This is a genomic window from Streptomyces sp. NPDC048603 (assembly GCF_043199475.1).
Classification (GTDB): domain Bacteria; phylum Actinomycetota; class Actinomycetes; order Streptomycetales; family Streptomycetaceae; genus Streptomyces.
Genome location: NZ_JBICVY010000005.1, coordinates 189,302 through 203,613, shown reverse-complemented (window position 1 = coordinate 203,613; position 14,312 = coordinate 189,302). Strand labels below are relative to the sequence as shown.

The window sequence follows — 14,312 nt, the reverse complement described above, 5'->3', positions numbered from 1 at the left end:
GAGCGGCCCGCGAAAGGGCCGCCGCATGCTCGTCCCACCGCCCCGGGCCACGGGCCCGCGCGGGACGGCGTGCGTTCCGAGTGAATCCCCGAAGCGCTTCACCGAACGAGAGCGGAACAATGCATACCTCGACCACCGACGTGACCCCTTCCGCGCGATCCGCCCTGTCGGGGCTGGTCGGCAACACCCCGCTGCTGCGGATCTCCGAACCCCTGGCTCCGGCCGGACGCGGGTTCTGGGCGAAGCTCGAAGGGTTCAACCCCGGCGGCATCAAGGACCGTCCCGGACTGCACATGGTCGAACGGGCCCGTGCCCGGGGCGACCTGAAGCCGGGCGCCCGGATCATCGAGTCCACCAGCGGCACCCTGGGGCTGGGGCTGGCCCTGGCCGGCATGGTGCACGGCCACCCGGTCACCCTGGTCACCGACCCGGGTCTGGAGAACTCCATGACGCGCCTGCTGACCGCCTACGGGGCGCAGGTCAACGTGGTGTCGGAGCCCCACCCGACGGGTGGCTGGCAGCAGGCGCGCCGCGACCGGGTGCAGCAGCTGATGGCGCAGCACCCCGGGTCCTGGTGCCCGGACCAGTACAACAACCCGGACAACACCACCGCCTACACCCCGCTGGCCCTCGAACTGGCCGCCGAACTCGGCCACATCGACGTGCTGGTGTGCAGCGTGGGCACCGGCGGGCACTCCGCGGGGGTGTCCCGGGTGCTCCGGCAGCTCTACCCCGGCCTGCGCCTGGTGGGCGTCGACACGATCGGCTCGACCATCTTCGGCCAGCCCGCCAGGCCCCGGCTGATGCGCGGGCTGGGGTCGAGCATCTACCCCCGCAACGTGGCGTACGACCAGTTCTCCGAGGTGCACTGGGTGTCCCCGGCGGAGGCCGTGTGGACCTGCCGGCGGCTGGCCTCCTCCCACTACGCCACCGGCGGCTGGAGCGTCGGCGCCGTCGCCCTGGTGGCGGGCTGGCTGGCGCGGACGCTGCCCGCGGACACCCGGATCGCGGCGGTCTTCCCGGACGGGCCGCAGCGCTACCTCGGCACCGTCTACGACGACGACTACTGCGCGGCGCACGGCCTGCTGGACGCGCCGCCCGCGGCCGAGCCCGAGGTGATCGGCAGCCTGAACGAGAAGGAGGTCGGCCGCTGGACCCGGTGCACCGCCGTGACCGACCCGCTCGGCCTGGCGGACGGGGAGGCCCGGGACGGCCTGGACGGCGGGCAGGGCGCGGACGGTGCTCCGGAGACGAAGGACGCGGGCGAGTGAGGAGCACCTTCGCGCAGGTCCGCACGTACGAGCGCAGCGTCCAGCTGCTGATGGTGAACCAGTTCACCATCAACCTGGGCTTCTACATGCTGATGCCCTACCTGGCGGCCCATCTGGCCGGTCCGCTGGGGCTGGCCGGATGGCTGGTCGGGCTGATCCTCGGCGTGCGCAACTTCAGTCAGCAGGGCATGTTCCTGATCGGCGGCACGCTGGCCGACCGCCTCGGCTACAAGCCGATGATCATCGCGGGGCTGGTGCTCCGCGTCATCGGCTTCGCCACGCTGGGGCTGGTCGACTCGGTGCCCGCGCTGCTGGCCGCGTCCGCGGCCACCGGGCTGGCGGGAGCACTGTTCAACCCGGCCACCCGGGCGTACCTGGCCACGGACGCCGGTGAGCGGCGGGTGGAGGCGTTCGCCCTGTTCAACGTCTTCTACCAGGCCGGGATCCTGCTCGGCCCGCTGGTCGGCATGGTGCTCACGGGGGTGGACTTCCGGGTCACCTGTCTGGTGGCGGCCGGCACCTTCGCCGTGCTGAGCGTGGTCCAGATCCGTGCCCTGCCGGCCCGGCGCGGCACGGATCCGAAGGCGGACGGCGACGGTCCGGCGGAGGGGGTGCTCCGGCAGTGGCGGGGCATGCTGGCCAACCGGTCGTTCCTGCTGTTCTCCGTGGCGATGACCGGCTCGTACGTGATGTCGTTCCAGGTGTACCTGGCGCTGCCGCTCGAGGTACGGCGGCTGGGCGGGGAGGGGCGGTTCGGCACGGTCGCGGTGGCGGTGCTGTTCGCCGTGTCGGGGCTGAGCACGATCCTCTTCCAGACGCGGATCACCGCGTGGTGCAAGGCCCGTCTGGAGCCGGGCCGGGCGCTCACCTGGGGGCTGCTCGCGATGGGCTCGGGCTTCGTGCCGCTGCTGGTGCCGGCGGTGCTGCCGGTGCCGGACGCCGGACCGGGGCGGTGGCTGATGGCCGGCGGAGCACCGGCGCTGTGCGCAGTGCTGCTGGCGGTGGGCACGATGATCGCCTATCCGTTCGAGATGGACACCATCGTGCGGCTCGCCGGGGACCGGCTCGTGGCCACCCACTACGGGCTGTACAACACGGTCTGCGGGATCGGGATCACCCTCGGAAACCTGCTGACCGGGGTGGCGCTCGACGCGGCCCGTGACGCGGGGCTTCCCGCCCTGCCGTGGATCGCGCTGGCGGCGCTCGGCCTGGTGTGTGCGGCGGCGGTGTACGGGCTGCACCGGTCGGGGCGGCTCGCCCCCGTGCGGCCGTCCGCGCCGGCGGAGGCCGCGGCCGTGTGAGACGGCGGCCGGGCGGGACGGCTCGTGCGTCCCGCCCGGCCGGCCGGCGTTCACCCGGGCCGGCCGGCCGTCACTCGGCGATCTCGGTGCGTTCCCACCACTCGTAGACCGGGAGCCGCCCCTCGGAGGTGTCCTGGTGCCGCGGGGTCGGCCGGAAGTGCTCGTAGCCGCCGCGGTGCTGGATCTTCAGGTCCTCGCCGGGAGCGGGGACCGGGACGGTCCGGGACGGCAGGTCGGGCGGTCCGCCCTCCAGTACGGCCGTCTGCGACGTGTTCGCCCCGTTCGCGGGGTTCGCTGTGTTCGCCATGGCATCAGTCTCGGCACGCTCCGCACTCCCCGCACTTCGGGGAGTCAGCAGGTCCGGCGGCGGTGGCCGGCCTCCCCGGCCGGCCGGACGTCCTTGTCGCGCAGCACGATCGAGAGGGTTCCTCCGTACGCCCGGCAGGCGGCGGCGAGCCCGGCCGCCTCGTACTCGACGTCGAAGACCCGGTTCTCGAAGGCTTCGGCGTAGACCTCGCATTCGTCGTACTGGCCGCACTCCTCGGCGATGGCGAAGTCGAAGCCGATGCCCTTGCCGCGGCCGGCCAGTTCGGCGGCGTTCTTCTGGCCGATGGCCAGGCCGGCGGCATGGGCGCGGTCGATGAGCAGCCGGGCGAAGGCCAGGTCGTGCTCGGGGGTGAGGCGTCCGCCGGAGCGCTCGTGGGAGTCGAGGTTGTCGGCCTCCACGGCCTGGAAGCCGGAGGCGGCGCAGCCGTCGATCCACTCCCCCACGACGCGGGCGAGCCGTTCCCGCTTGGCGGGCGTGGACACGTCGAACAGGGCCTCGTCCCAGTCCTCGTCGATCACGAGCGGGCCGTCGGCGCCGCCGTTCTTGCGGAGCAGCAGGTCGGGGTGGTTCTTCTGCCACCACGCGGTGGCGTCGGGCTGGGCCTGGAAGGCGTTGACGTAGCAGATGTTGTACAGCCCGGGGGCGGGCGGTGCGGTGCGGTCGCGGGAGACGGCCCGTACTCCCTTCGGCGGGCGGTAGGGGTCGCCGATCTGGTAGTCGAAGGCCATGTGCGGCTCGGGGAGCCGTACCGCGCCGGGGCTCGCCTTGTCCGTGGTGTCCGGGACCCCGTCGCCGTCCCCGCCGTCCCCGCCGCCGCTGCATCCGGCGGCGAACAGCACCACCGCGATGACCAGCAGCCCCACCCGCCGCGCCGCGCGGCGCGCCCGGTCGTCCATCGCTCCGGTTCTCCCCTTCGCTTCCCTGGACGCGTCCCCGCCGCCCCTCGGCGCGCTGCCCAGCCTAGCGGCGCACCGGCTCGCGGACGCCCGGATGGGGAACGACCGGACCGCTGCGCGGGTGACGGGTTGGGGGTGTCCTACGGGCGGCGGCGGGGCTTGCGGCCCTTGGCCGCCTTGGGCGCGGCTCCGCCGGCGCGCGGGTTCTTGCCCGCCGGCTTCCCGGTCGACTTCCCCGTCGACTTCCCGGTCGGCTTCCCGGCGGTCTTCCCCTTCGCCGGGGTCTTGCCGGACTTCCTGTCCGGTGCGGGGCGGGACTTCGGCTGATCGCCGGGGGCCTGCGGGCCGCGGGTGCTGTTGACCGTGCGGCCGCGGACGATGCCGATGAAGTGCTCGACCGGGTCGGTGGTGCGGTCCTCCGGCCAGGAGAGCGCGACCCGGGACTCCGGGGCGTCCGCCACCGGCCGGTAGGTGAGGTCCCTGCGGTGGTGCAGACGGGCCAGGGACTGCGGGACGACGAGGACGCCGATGCCGGCGGCGACCAGTTCGATGGCGTCCGCCGTCGTGGCGGGCCGTTCGATCGCGGGACGGCCCGGCAGGGACTCCCAGTCGAGGGTGTCGTCCATCGGGTGCAGCACGATCTCGTCGGCGAGGTCTCCGGTGGACACCTCGTCGGCGGCCGCCAGCAGGTGGTCCTTGGGGATCACCACGACGGTGGTCTCGGTGTAGAGGGGGATCGCGCTGAAGACGTCCCGGTCGACCGGCAGCCGGACGATGCCGGCGTCCGCGTCCCCGCCCGCCATCAGTCCGCAGGCTTCGGCGGCGGGCACCTGGAGCAGGGTGAGGGGGATCTCCGGGAGCCGTTCGTTCCAGATCCGGACCCACTTGCCGGGGGTGACGCCCGGTACGTACGCCAGCCGGAAGCCGGGGGCGGGAGCCGGGGGTGCCGCGGGGGCCGAGGGAGCCGGGGGGGAGGTGTCCGAGCCTGTCACCTGGCCAGGTTACCCGGCGTGGTCGGAGGTCGTGCACGCGCTCGATACCCTTGACGGCATGACCTCGCACCAGAACACCCAGACGATGAAGCCCGCGACCGCGGCGAAGAAGCTGGGTGTGTACCTTCCGGCCACCCCCGCCGAGTTCCAGGAGGGCGTGGTCTCGCGCGCCGAGCTGAACGCGCTGCAGACCGAGCCGCCCGCGTGGCTGGTGGAGCTGCGCAAGAACGGCCCGCACCCCCGTCCGGTGGTCGCGGCGAAGCTGGGCGTGTCCATCGCCGGACTCGCGCGCGGCGGGGTCACCGAGGCCCTCACCACCGAGCAGATCGACACCCTGAAGCAGGACATGCCGGAGTGGCTCCAGAAGGAGCGCGCCACCCAGGCCGAGGTCCGCAAGGAGGCGGCCCGGATCAAGGCGAAGAACGCCGCCAAGCAGTCCTGACCCGCCCCGGAACAAGACCCGGACGTCCCCGGCCCCCTCCCGGGGCCCGGGGACGTCCCGGTTTTCCGGGTTCTCAGGGCTCTCCGCCTGCTACAAACGACGGGGTGCACGTTCGAGAAGGGCGATACCCGAGCCCGGAACGGAAAGGGCAGGGCCATGGACCACACCGTCCTCCTCCGACTGCTGCTCGCCGCCGATCCACCGCAGGCGGCCTGCGCGTTCCGCACGGTCTTCGCGGACGGGGAGATCGGCGAGACCGGGACCTTGCGCTATCTGGCGACCGACCGGTGGATCCTGGACCTGGACCACGGCGGGCGGACCGTCAGCACCCCGCACGGCTCCCGTCACACCGGCCCCGACGGGGATGTCCGCACGGGCCGTCCCACCACCCCCTCCTTCACTTCCGCGGTGGCGCTTCTGCTGCCCCGCTATCGGGGAATCGACGGGGGGCACGGTCACGACTGGGCCCTGGACCCCTCCGTCCCGATCACCGAGACCGCCGACGGCTCACTGCGGGCCGTGTTCCGGCACACCGAGAACCCCTCCTACCGGGCGGAGGCCGTCATCCACCCCGCCCTCCACTGCATCCTCGTCATGCGCACGCCCGCATGGACCGCGGAACTCCTCGGTCTCCGGACCACCCTGAGTGAGCCCGAACTCAAGGAGATGGAGCAGGTTCTCCACGAGATCCGAGGCGGGTCCTAGCCGTTGGCGACGACCAGGAGCGTGCGGGCCGGTGACGGGCCCGCCAGGCGGCAGCGGTGCGGGACCTCGCCGCGGTGGTGGGCGCTCTGGCCCGCCCGCAGGGTCAGCGGTTCCTCGCCCTCGACCTCCAGCACGATCTCGCCCTCCAGTACGTAGAGGAAGTCCTCGCCCGGGTGCTCGAACCAGCCCCGCTCGCCCCGGCCGGGCTCGAAGTGGTGCTCGTACGCCTCCATCAGGCCGCTGCGGCCGCCGGGGATCAGGACCCGGGCCACCTGTCCGGCGGTCTCGGCGACGCGGATCACCTGTGGGTCGCTCTCGTGGCTGACGGCTCCGGGCCGGTCCGGGGGGCGGAGGAAGGTGCCGGGCGTGACGTCGAGTGCCTCCGCGATCCGGTAGATGGAGCTGAGGCTCGGGGTGGCCAGTCCGCGTTCCAGCTGGCTGAGGAAGGGCTGGGAGAGTCCCGAGCGGGCGGCGAGTGCGGCCATGGAGACCCCGCGCTGCTTGCGGCAGGCGCGGATCACTTGCCCGACCGCGATGGATTCGGGGGTGGGTTCGGGGCGTGACACGCAGGTGAACGTACCTCATCTCTGATCACCCGCCGGGTGGGCCCGGGAGGTTTCGTACTGCTGCAACACCCAGTTCATAAGCGTGGTCAATTATTGACCTCACTTATCGACGCAGCACACGAGCGAGGAGTCGTCCCGTGCACGCCACCCCCTCACCCCCGGGCCGGGCCCTCGGCCGGCTGGGCCCGCCCCTGGGCGCGGCCGCCGCCGTGCTCGCGCTCTGGTCACTGGCCGCCTGGTCGGGGGCGGTGGCCCCGGGCCTGCTCCCGACGCCGTCGGAGACCGCCGCCGCGCTGGCGGACAGCGCCCGCAGCGGCACCCTGGCCACCGATCTCGCTGCCAGCCTGGCCCGCGCCGGGCAGGGATTCGCCCTCGGTGCGGTGATCGGCGGGGCGCTGGGCTTCGCCACCGGGTGCCTGCCGCGGCTGGCCGCCGCGGTCAATCCGGTGGTGTCCTTCCTCCGGCCGATCCCGGCCATCGCCCTGGTGCCGCTGGCCACGGCCTGGTTCGGCATCGGGGAGACCGCGAAGCGGCTGCTGATCGCGTACGCCGTGCTGCTCGCCGTATGGCTGTACGTACATGACGGGGTGTCACGGGTGCCGGTCAGCCATCTGCGGGCGGCCCGCTCGCTGGGGGCGCCGCTGCACCGGCGGTTCACCGAGGTACTGCTGCCGGCCGCCGCGCCGGCGCTGCTCGCCGCCCTGCGGTACGGCGCCTCGGTGGCGCTGCTCGCCCTGGTCGCCGCGGAGCTCGGCGGCGCCGACAGCGGGCTGGCGTACCGGCTCCAGGTCGACGGCCAGTTCCTGCGGGTGGACCGGATGTTCGCCGGGCTGATCGTGCTCGGGCTCCTCGGGGTGGCCGTGGACCTCGTCCTGGCCGGGATCGGCCGCCGGTTCGTGCACTGGGGCAGCTCATGAGCCTGGACGTACGACTGGAGGGCCTGTCCGTCGGATACGGGTCCGGGGCCGCCCCGGTGCTGGAGCGAACCGACCTGGAGTTCCCGGCCGGGTCGTTCACGGCACTGCTCGGGCCGAGCGGCTGCGGCAAGTCCACCGTGCTGAACACCGTGGCGGGCTTCGTCCGGCCGTCCTCCGGCACGGTCACCGCCGGTTCTGCGCCGGTGGTCGGGCCCGGGCCCGACCGGGGCGTGGTGTTCCAGCACTACGCGCTGTTCCCGTGGCGCACCGCCCGCGGCAACGTCGAGTTCGCGCTCAAGCGGCTCGGGCTGCCGCGTGCCGAACGCCGCCGCCGCGCGCTGGCCGCGCTGGAGGAGGTGGGCCTCGCGGACGGCGCGGAGAAGTACCCGGCCCAGCTGTCCGGCGGAATGCAGCAGCGGGTCGCGCTGGCCCGGGCGCTGGCCGCCGAACCCGAAGTCCTGCTGATGGACGAGCCGTTCGGCGCGCTGGACGCTCTCACCCGGTCCCGGATGCAGCAGTTGCTGCGCGAGCTGTGGCAACGCACCGGTCTGACCGTGCTGTTCGTCACCCACGACATCGACGAGGCCCTGGCGCTCGCCGAGCGGGTCGTGGTCCTCGGCGGCAGGCCCGGCCGGGTGCTGGCCGACCACCCGGTGCCGGCCGGGCCGCCCGACCCCAGGCTGCGGGCGCTGATCGCCCGTCACCTCGGCACTCCTTCCTGACCTTCCTCACCGGACTCCCCCCCCGTACCGACCGCCACCCTCAGACGACAGGACCCGATCACCGTGTCGATGCCCTTCTCCAGACCCCGTGCGGCCGCCGCCGTCGCCCTCGCGGCCGCCCTGCTCACCTCCTTGGTCACCGGCTGCTCCGCCGGGGACTCCGGCTCCGGGCCGGGTTCCGGCGCGGGCGGCACCAAGGCCGTCTCCCTCGCCGCCAGCGACCACCTCGGCGGGGCACCCGTCTACATCGCCGCGGAGCGCGGCCTGTGGTCCGCCGAGGGCCTGGACGCGAAGGTGACCACCCTGCCCACCGGGCGGGAGGCGCTCAACGCCGTGCTCGGCGGGCAGGCCCCGCTCGGCGTGGTGGGTGACCTGCCCGCCGTGACGGCCGCCCTCGGCGGGCGCGAGCTGAGGGTCGTGGCCGACCTCTCGCGGTTCTCCGACTGGCGGCTGCTCACCCGCACCGACCGGGGCATCGGCTCCTTCGCCGGCCTCCGGGGCCGCAAGGTCGGCGTCCCCCAGGGCACGAACGTCGAGTACGCGCTGTCCCGGATGCTGGGCTCGGCCCGGCTGACGCCCGCCGACGTGACCGTGGTCAACCTCGCCCCCAACCAGGTCGGCCCGGCGCTGGCCCGCGGTGACATCGACGCCGGGGTCACCTTCCCCGGCTTCTACGAGTCCACCCGTACCGCTCTCGGCGACCGGTACGCCGAACTGCCCTTCACCGGGTACACCGCGCGGACCCTGCTGGTGGCCGGCGCCAAGGCGGACGAGAAGACCACCACGGCCGTGCTCCGCACCCTGGTTCGGGCCCAACGCGAGGCGGCCGCGGACCCGGCCGGTGCGCGGAAGGCCGTCGTCGCCCAGTCCAAGGGCACCGTGCAGGCCGGTCACGTCGACGCCTTCCACCCCCGGTACGAGTACGGCGCGACGCTCTCCTCGCAGCTCCTCACCCAGCTGACGGAGGAGGCCGCCTGGGCGAAGGCCGCCCAGAAGCTGCCCGGTTCCGCCGACCGGGCGGCCCTGCTGCGGTACCTGGACACCGCGCCGCTGAAGGCCGCCGACCCGGCCGCCGTCACCGTGTCCCCCTGACGGGCGCCGGCCCGTCCCCCTTCTCTCCCTCTCCCCTCTTCCCCACTCTCTTCCACCGACAGGAGAACCCCATGACCGTTGAACAGAACACCCTGGTCCGGCGCGGCGTCGGCCTCCGGGCCCACGACCCCGAGCGCAGCTTCGGCGGGTACACCCTCTACACCCCGATCGCCGGCTCGGGCGAGATCCGCCTCGTGGACATCGAGGGCCGGACCGTGCACACCTGGAACCCGCCGCAGCCGCCCGGCCGGCACGCCCGGCTGCTGCCCAACGGGAACCTCTTCAACCAGGGCAAGGACCTGAGCAGCCCCACCCTGTTCCCGATCTGGGACGTCTACCACGGCGGCGTCTTCCAGGAACTGGCCCCGGACTCCACGGTGGTGCGGGAGACCCGGCACCCCTTCCACCACCACGACGCCTCGGTCCTGCGCAACGGCAACCTGATCGTCCTCGGCGTCGAGCCGCTGGCCCCGGCCGACGCGGCCCGCGTCCAGGGCGGCATCCCGGACTCGGAGGCCCCGGGCGGGGTGATCTACGGGGACGTGGTGTACGAACTGACCTGGGACGGCGAGGTGGTGTGGCGCTGGGCCGCCATCGAGCACCTCGACCCCGAACAGGTGCCGCTGAACAAGCACTTCGCCCGAAATCACTGGCCGATGGCGAACACGGTGAACGAACTCGCCGACGGCGGGATCGTGGTGGGCTTCCGCAGCGCGTCCACGACGGTGGCCGTGGACCGCGCCGACGGATCGGTGCGCTGGACCCTGGGCCCGGAGACGCACTCCCAGCACCACTACCCGCACGAGCTGGAGAACGGGAACATCCTCGTCTTCGACAACGGCACCTACCGGGACACCACCTCCGTGCCGTACTCCCGGGCCGTGGAAGTGGACCCGCACACGGGACGGGAGGTGTGGTCGTACGAGGACAACCCGCCGCAGAACTTCTACAGCCCGTACATGTCCAGCGCCCAGCGGCTGCCCAACGGGAACACCTTCATCGCGGAGGGCTCCTTCGGGCGCCTGTTCGAGGTGACCCCGGAGGGTGACGTGGTGTGGGAATTCGTGGTCCCGGAGTTCGGCGCCTTCGGGCAGGGCGTGGGGCTGGAGTCCTCCGCCGGCGCGCAGAACGCGGTCTTCCGCGCCTACCGGTACGCGGCCGAACAGATCCCCTGGCTCTGACGGAGCACCCGCTCCAGCAGGTCGGGCCGTCCGGCGAGGCGTACGACGAGGTCGTGGAGGATGTCGGGGGTGTGGTTGCTGACCACCCGGCCGCTCCAGGTGTCGCACAGGGCGGGGACGGTCGCGGTCCCGTCCCAGGAGCGGTCGGCTGCCTCGTACGCGGCGCACAGCGCGGCGTGTCCGGGCGCGGCCGGGCCGGTCGGCCCGGCCGCGTCGAGGACGGCGAGGCCGACGAAGCCTGCGAGGTCGAGCAGCTCGTGGGCCCGCCGGACCTGTTCCGAATCGGGACAGCCGGCGGACAGGTACAGGCGGTAGCGGTGCGGGGCGGGGTGGAAGCCGCTGCCGATGCGGCCGCGGATCAGGCCCGCGGGGGTGCGGTGGGTGTCGGAGGGGGAGGTGAAGGACGCGGACGTGCCGGACATGGCTCTCCTGGGGTGCGGGATCGGACGGGGTGGGTGTGCGAGGTCAGCGCGCTGCGCCGACGGCGCTGCACACCCGCAGGAGATCGATGTGGAGGCGGCGGGTCAGGTACCGGTGACGGGGGGCTGCCGCCTCCTGGTCCGACGCTCTCGCCATCTCCACCGGTCCCGTCCCGTCCGTTCCGTTCCCATGGCTCGCAGCAGGCGAGTCGGCCCAAGTGTCATGGCCGTCCGGACGGCCGTCAAGACCGCCGGAGCGGCTGAACCGGGCCTTCCGTTCGGCGACTTGGCGTTCCGTACGGCGCGGTCGCCGGGTGCGGCGGTGGCAGCAAACTGCCGGGCCCGCGGCAGTTAGCTGGCGCCCCGGGGCGTTGGACCGGCGGCCGCCGGATGACAGATTTCTTCCTGTCACCGCAGGTCAGCGGAGTCACCGGAACAACCGCCCAGGAGGAATCATGAACGTCTCGATCCGCACCCGCATCAAGGCCGCCACCGCCCTGTTCGCCGTCTGTACCGCCGTGGCGCTGGGCGTCGCCGTGGCCGACGGCGGCCGGCCGGACGCGTCCGCGACGTCCGTGGTCGCGGACAACGGCTGGCAGGCCGAGCCGGCGGAGGCCAAGCCGCTGAACGGCTGGCAGTGACCGCCGGGCTGGAGCACCGCGTGCAGTCCGTCAGCCGCGACATCGAGCTGGTGGCCCGCGCCCGGTCGGCGGCGGTCGCCGAGGGCGCCCTGCTGAGCGCCGTACGCTGGCTGGCGCTGCTTCCGGCGGCGTGGCGCGCGGAGCTGCACGGGGTCGCGGACGACGGCCTGTCGATCGTCCTGCGGTTCTCGCGGGACGGCGGGGTGCCGGTGCCGCGGGCGTGCGCGGAGGCGCGGAAGGTGCTGGACGATCCGGCGCTGGACGGCTGGGACCTCGTGGCCTGCCGGGAGGTGGCGCATGACACCCCGTGAGGCGGCACCCGGAGCGGTACGGGCAGGGCCCGGTCCACTGGACACAGTGGACCGGGCCCTTTCCGCATGCCGACCGCCGCTCGGCTCCGTCAGGCCGCGCTGCATCCAGCCGCGTTCCGTCCGGCCGGGCTACATCCAGCCGCGTTCCTTGGCGAACATGGCCGCCTGGAAGCGGTTCGAGGCGCCGAGGCGGAGCAGCAGGTCGGCGACGTGCCGGCGGAAGGTCCGGATGGAGATGCCCATCTCGCGGGCGGCGATCTCGTCCTTGTCGAACCTGGCCAGCAGGGTGAGGACCTGGCGGTCGGTGTCGGTGATGTCCTCGGACTGCGGGGCCGTCTCCCGGCCGGGCAGCGGCTCAGCCGAGGCCCACACCTTCTCGAACAGGGCGACCATGTTGGAGACGAGTCCGCCCTGGCGGACGATGAGCGCTCCGCGGGCGCTGTCGGACGGGTCGAGCGGGACGACCGCGGTGGCGCGGTCGTAGATGACCATCCGGTCCATGACCTTGTCGACGACCCGGAACTCGGCTCCCAGGTCGGCCATCTCGTGCAGGTACCCGCTGGTGAGCGGGTCGTCCAGGGCGGTGCGCAGGATCACCGTACGCATGGTGATCCCGCGCCTGATACATCGGAGGTCCAGGGGCCGGGCCGCCTCGATGAAGGCGGGCGTGAGCGGCCCGTCGGGCTGCAGGGCGAACATCTCCGTGCGGGCGAAGAAGGCCAGTTCGTCGAGACGGGCCCGGATCTCGTCGAGTCCGTCGAGCCGTTCGATCCCGCTCGCTTGACCCTCGCCCGCGGCCTCCCCCGGGCCGTCGCCGCCGCGGGCCTCCTCGACGAGTTCCGGGATCAGCGACCGGGCGGAAGCCACCTCGCGGAGCTGCTCGTTGAGTTCCTGCAGCCGCTGCTCGATGAGGCGCTCGATGCCCAGGACCGGGTCGATCGCGACCGCGTGCCCTTCGCGTGCGACCCGGAGCAGTTTGTGCCGGCACAGGCTGCGGATCGCGCTGTCCGCTTCGTCCTGGCTGATGCCCAGGCTCCGGCCGACCGATTCGGGGCACACCCTCGTGGTGCGGAGCGAGTGCCGGTAGACGCGTTCCTCACGCTGGCTCAGGCCCAGGCTGGTCAAGGTCACGGTGCAGTTCTCCCCCTGGCACGGCTCCGCTCGGTCCGGCGCGATGCTACCCCAGGGGGCTGTTTTTGGATAAGTGTTTCCGCATCTCGGAATTTCGCGGGCTCAGTGGCAGGTGGGGAGCACGGGCCGGGCGTGATTCCAGGGGCTCAGGCGGTGAGTTTCAGCCGCTCCAGCGGGGCCAGGTTCTCGTCCAGGAGCTCCACCACCCGGCGGCCGATCCGCCGCTGCGCCTCCCGGGTCAGCGCCCCGATGTGGGGCGTGAGGACCACGTTGTCCAGCTCGGCCAGCTCCGTCGGGGAACCCTCGCGGGCCAGTACGTCGGTGGCGGCCCCGGCGAGGGCGCCGTCGCGGAGCGCCGCCAGCAGCGCCTCCTCGTCCACCGTGCCGCCCCGGGAGACGTTCACCAGGTACGCCTCCGGCTTCATCAGCGCGAGTTCGCGCCGGCCGACGATCCCGCGGGTGGCCTCCGTCAGCGGCACCGACAGGCAGAGCACGTCGGCCATGGGCAGCAGCTCGTCCAGCGCCGCGAGGCGGATGCCGCGCACGGCGAGCTCCCGGGCCCGGTCCTCGCCCGGACGGGCGACGGCCACCACCACCTCCATCCCGAACCCCTGGGCGAGGGTGGCGATCCGGGAGCCGATGGCTCCGAAACCCACCAGTCCCAGGGTCTTGCCGCGCAGCTCGCCGCCCAGAAGTCCCTGCTTGTGCCAGACGTTCGACCGGGTGTGGCGGTCGCCGACCACGATCCGGCGGCACACGGCGAGCATCAGCCCGAGCGCCAGCTCGGCCACGGCGTCGCCGGACCCGCCGGGCACGTTGCGGACGGTCACCCCGGCGCGGGCGGCCGCCGCGAGGTCGATGTTGTCCAGTCCCACGCCGGCCCGGACCACCGTGCGCAGCCGGGGCGCGCCCGCGATCACCTCCTCGGTGACCCGGACGCTCGCCCGCAGCACGAGTGCGTCCGCGTCCCGGGCCAGCACGGCCAGTCGGCCCGGGTCGGGCTTGGGGTGCAGCGCCACCCGGTAGCGGCGGCGCAGGTCGGTCAGGGCCTCGGGGTGGATCGGGTCCACCATCAGGATGTCGGCCATCACGCGGCCCCGGCCAGGACGCCGTCGCGGGCGGAGACGGAGACCAGCCCGGCGAACTCGGCGAGGGTGTCGGTGTCGAAGACCAGGTCCACCGAGGGCCGGGTGCCGGTGGCCCGCTCGACCCCGCCGCAGATCCGCACGGCGAGCATCGACGTACCGCCCATCTCGAAGAAGTTGTCCTCCCGTCCGATCGGGCTGACCTGCAGGGCCTCTTCCCACAGACGGATCACCGCGGCCTCGGTGGCGTCCAGGGCGGGCACGGCGGGCGTGTCGGTGAACAGCTTGCGGTCGTCCATGGGGGTCCTCCTG

18 protein-coding genes are annotated in these 14,312 nt (G+C 73.3%); 10 read left to right on the top strand and 8 right to left on the bottom strand.

Features of this window, described 5'->3' with window-relative positions; translation table 11 throughout:
• Positions 1–119: 119 nt before the first annotated feature.
• Together ACGFQ9_RS13720 and ACGFQ9_RS13715 are read left to right on the top strand one after the other, a co-directional pair.
• A complete protein-coding gene (locus ACGFQ9_RS13720; RefSeq protein WP_393573946.1) occupies positions 120–1,271 on the top strand; it encodes a PLP-dependent cysteine synthase family protein in 1,152 nt (383 codons plus the stop codon).
• Entirely contained in the window at positions 1,268–2,572 is a 1,305-nt protein-coding gene (locus ACGFQ9_RS13715) for an MDR family MFS transporter (protein ID WP_393573945.1), read from the top strand. Before ACGFQ9_RS13720 ends, ACGFQ9_RS13715 begins: the two co-directional genes overlap by 4 nt.
• Positions 2,573–2,642: 70 nt before the next feature.
• On the opposite strand, the gene ACGFQ9_RS13710 is transcribed toward ACGFQ9_RS13715, so the two are convergent.
• The 3 genes from ACGFQ9_RS13710 to ACGFQ9_RS13700 all read right to left on the bottom strand — a co-directional run bounded on the left by ACGFQ9_RS13710 (position 2,643) and on the right by ACGFQ9_RS13700 (position 4,788).
• Positions 2,643–2,879: a DUF5988 family protein gene (locus ACGFQ9_RS13710; protein ID WP_393573944.1), complete on the bottom strand. Its 237-nt coding sequence runs from the start codon at positions 2,877–2,879 to the stop codon at positions 2,643–2,645.
• A gap of 44 nt (positions 2,880–2,923) precedes the next feature.
• Complete coding sequence (locus tag ACGFQ9_RS13705; protein WP_393573943.1) at positions 2,924–3,796, bottom strand: endo alpha-1,4 polygalactosaminidase; 873 nt, start codon at positions 3,794–3,796, stop codon at positions 2,924–2,926.
• Positions 3,797–3,936: 140 nt separating this feature from the next.
• Positions 3,937–4,788, bottom strand: a complete 852-nt coding sequence (locus ACGFQ9_RS13700; RefSeq protein ID WP_393573942.1) for a LysR substrate-binding domain-containing protein — start codon at positions 4,786–4,788, stop codon at positions 3,937–3,939.
• 58 nt (positions 4,789–4,846) lie between these two features.
• Here ACGFQ9_RS13700 and ACGFQ9_RS13695 point away from each other — a divergent pair, with 58 nt between their 5' ends.
• Together ACGFQ9_RS13695 and ACGFQ9_RS13690 are read left to right on the top strand one after the other, a co-directional pair.
• Positions 4,847–5,230: a DUF5997 family protein gene (locus ACGFQ9_RS13695; protein WP_393573941.1), complete on the top strand. Its 384-nt coding sequence runs from the start codon at positions 4,847–4,849 to the stop codon at positions 5,228–5,230.
• 156 nt (positions 5,231–5,386) lie between these two features.
• Entirely contained in the window at positions 5,387–5,935 is a 549-nt protein-coding gene (locus ACGFQ9_RS13690; protein ID WP_393573940.1) for a hypothetical protein, read from the top strand.
• Here the strand turns inward: ACGFQ9_RS13690 and ACGFQ9_RS13685 are convergent.
• Positions 5,932–6,501, bottom strand: coding sequence for a helix-turn-helix domain-containing protein (locus tag ACGFQ9_RS13685; protein WP_393573939.1), 570 nt, complete (start codon positions 6,499–6,501; stop codon positions 5,932–5,934). The two genes, ACGFQ9_RS13690 and ACGFQ9_RS13685, sit on opposite strands and share 4 nt — an antisense overlap.
• Before the next feature lie 137 nt (positions 6,502–6,638).
• On the opposite strand from ACGFQ9_RS13685, the gene ACGFQ9_RS13680 reads away from it, so the two are divergent.
• From ACGFQ9_RS13680 to ACGFQ9_RS13665, 4 genes are all read left to right on the top strand, one after another.
• On the top strand, positions 6,639–7,418 hold the full coding sequence (locus ACGFQ9_RS13680) for an ABC transporter permease (protein ID WP_393573938.1): 780 nt from the start codon (positions 6,639–6,641) through the stop codon (positions 7,416–7,418).
• Entirely contained in the window at positions 7,415–8,140 is a 726-nt protein-coding gene (locus ACGFQ9_RS13675; RefSeq protein ID WP_393573937.1) for an ABC transporter ATP-binding protein, read from the top strand. The genes ACGFQ9_RS13680 and ACGFQ9_RS13675 overlap by 4 nt, the downstream gene beginning before the upstream one ends.
• Positions 8,141–8,209: 69 nt before the next feature.
• Positions 8,210–9,232 carry an ABC transporter substrate-binding protein gene (locus tag ACGFQ9_RS13670; RefSeq protein WP_393573936.1) on the top strand — a complete coding sequence of 341 codons (1,023 nt, stop codon included), beginning with the start codon at positions 8,210–8,212 and terminating at the stop codon, positions 9,230–9,232.
• A 71-nt stretch (positions 9,233–9,303) separates the two neighbouring features.
• Positions 9,304–10,413, top strand: coding sequence for an aryl-sulfate sulfotransferase (locus ACGFQ9_RS13665; protein ID WP_393573935.1), 1,110 nt, complete (start codon positions 9,304–9,306; stop codon positions 10,411–10,413).
• On the opposite strand, the gene ACGFQ9_RS13660 is transcribed toward ACGFQ9_RS13665, so the two are convergent.
• Positions 10,377–10,835 (bottom strand): hypothetical protein, encoded by a 459-nt coding sequence (locus tag ACGFQ9_RS13660; protein ID WP_393573934.1) that lies wholly within the window; start codon positions 10,833–10,835, stop codon positions 10,377–10,379. The two genes, ACGFQ9_RS13665 and ACGFQ9_RS13660, sit on opposite strands and share 37 nt — an antisense overlap.
• Before the next feature lie 452 nt (positions 10,836–11,287).
• Between ACGFQ9_RS13660 and ACGFQ9_RS13655 the strand changes: the two genes are divergently transcribed.
• Entirely contained in the window at positions 11,288–11,473 is a 186-nt protein-coding gene (locus tag ACGFQ9_RS13655) for a hypothetical protein (RefSeq protein ID WP_393573933.1), read from the top strand.
• Positions 11,474–11,493: 20 nt separating this feature from the next.
• Positions 11,494–11,784, top strand: a complete 291-nt coding sequence (locus ACGFQ9_RS13650; protein ID WP_393573932.1) for a hypothetical protein — start codon at positions 11,494–11,496, stop codon at positions 11,782–11,784.
• 129 nt (positions 11,785–11,913) lie between these two features.
• Here ACGFQ9_RS13650 and ACGFQ9_RS13645 read toward each other — a convergent pair whose 3' ends face one another.
• The 3 genes from ACGFQ9_RS13645 to ACGFQ9_RS13635 form a co-directional block, all read right to left on the bottom strand.
• Positions 11,914–12,915 (bottom strand): LuxR C-terminal-related transcriptional regulator, encoded by a 1,002-nt coding sequence (locus ACGFQ9_RS13645; protein ID WP_393573931.1) that lies wholly within the window; start codon positions 12,913–12,915, stop codon positions 11,914–11,916.
• A 146-nt stretch (positions 12,916–13,061) separates the two neighbouring features.
• Entirely contained in the window at positions 13,062–14,003 is a 942-nt protein-coding gene (locus tag ACGFQ9_RS13640; protein WP_393573930.1) for a hydroxyacid dehydrogenase, read from the bottom strand.
• On the bottom strand, positions 14,003–14,299 hold the full coding sequence (locus ACGFQ9_RS13635; RefSeq protein ID WP_393573929.1) for a phosphopantetheine-binding protein: 297 nt from the start codon (positions 14,297–14,299) through the stop codon (positions 14,003–14,005). Before ACGFQ9_RS13635 ends, ACGFQ9_RS13640 begins: the two co-directional genes overlap by 1 nt.
• Positions 14,300–14,312: the final 13 nt, after the last annotated feature.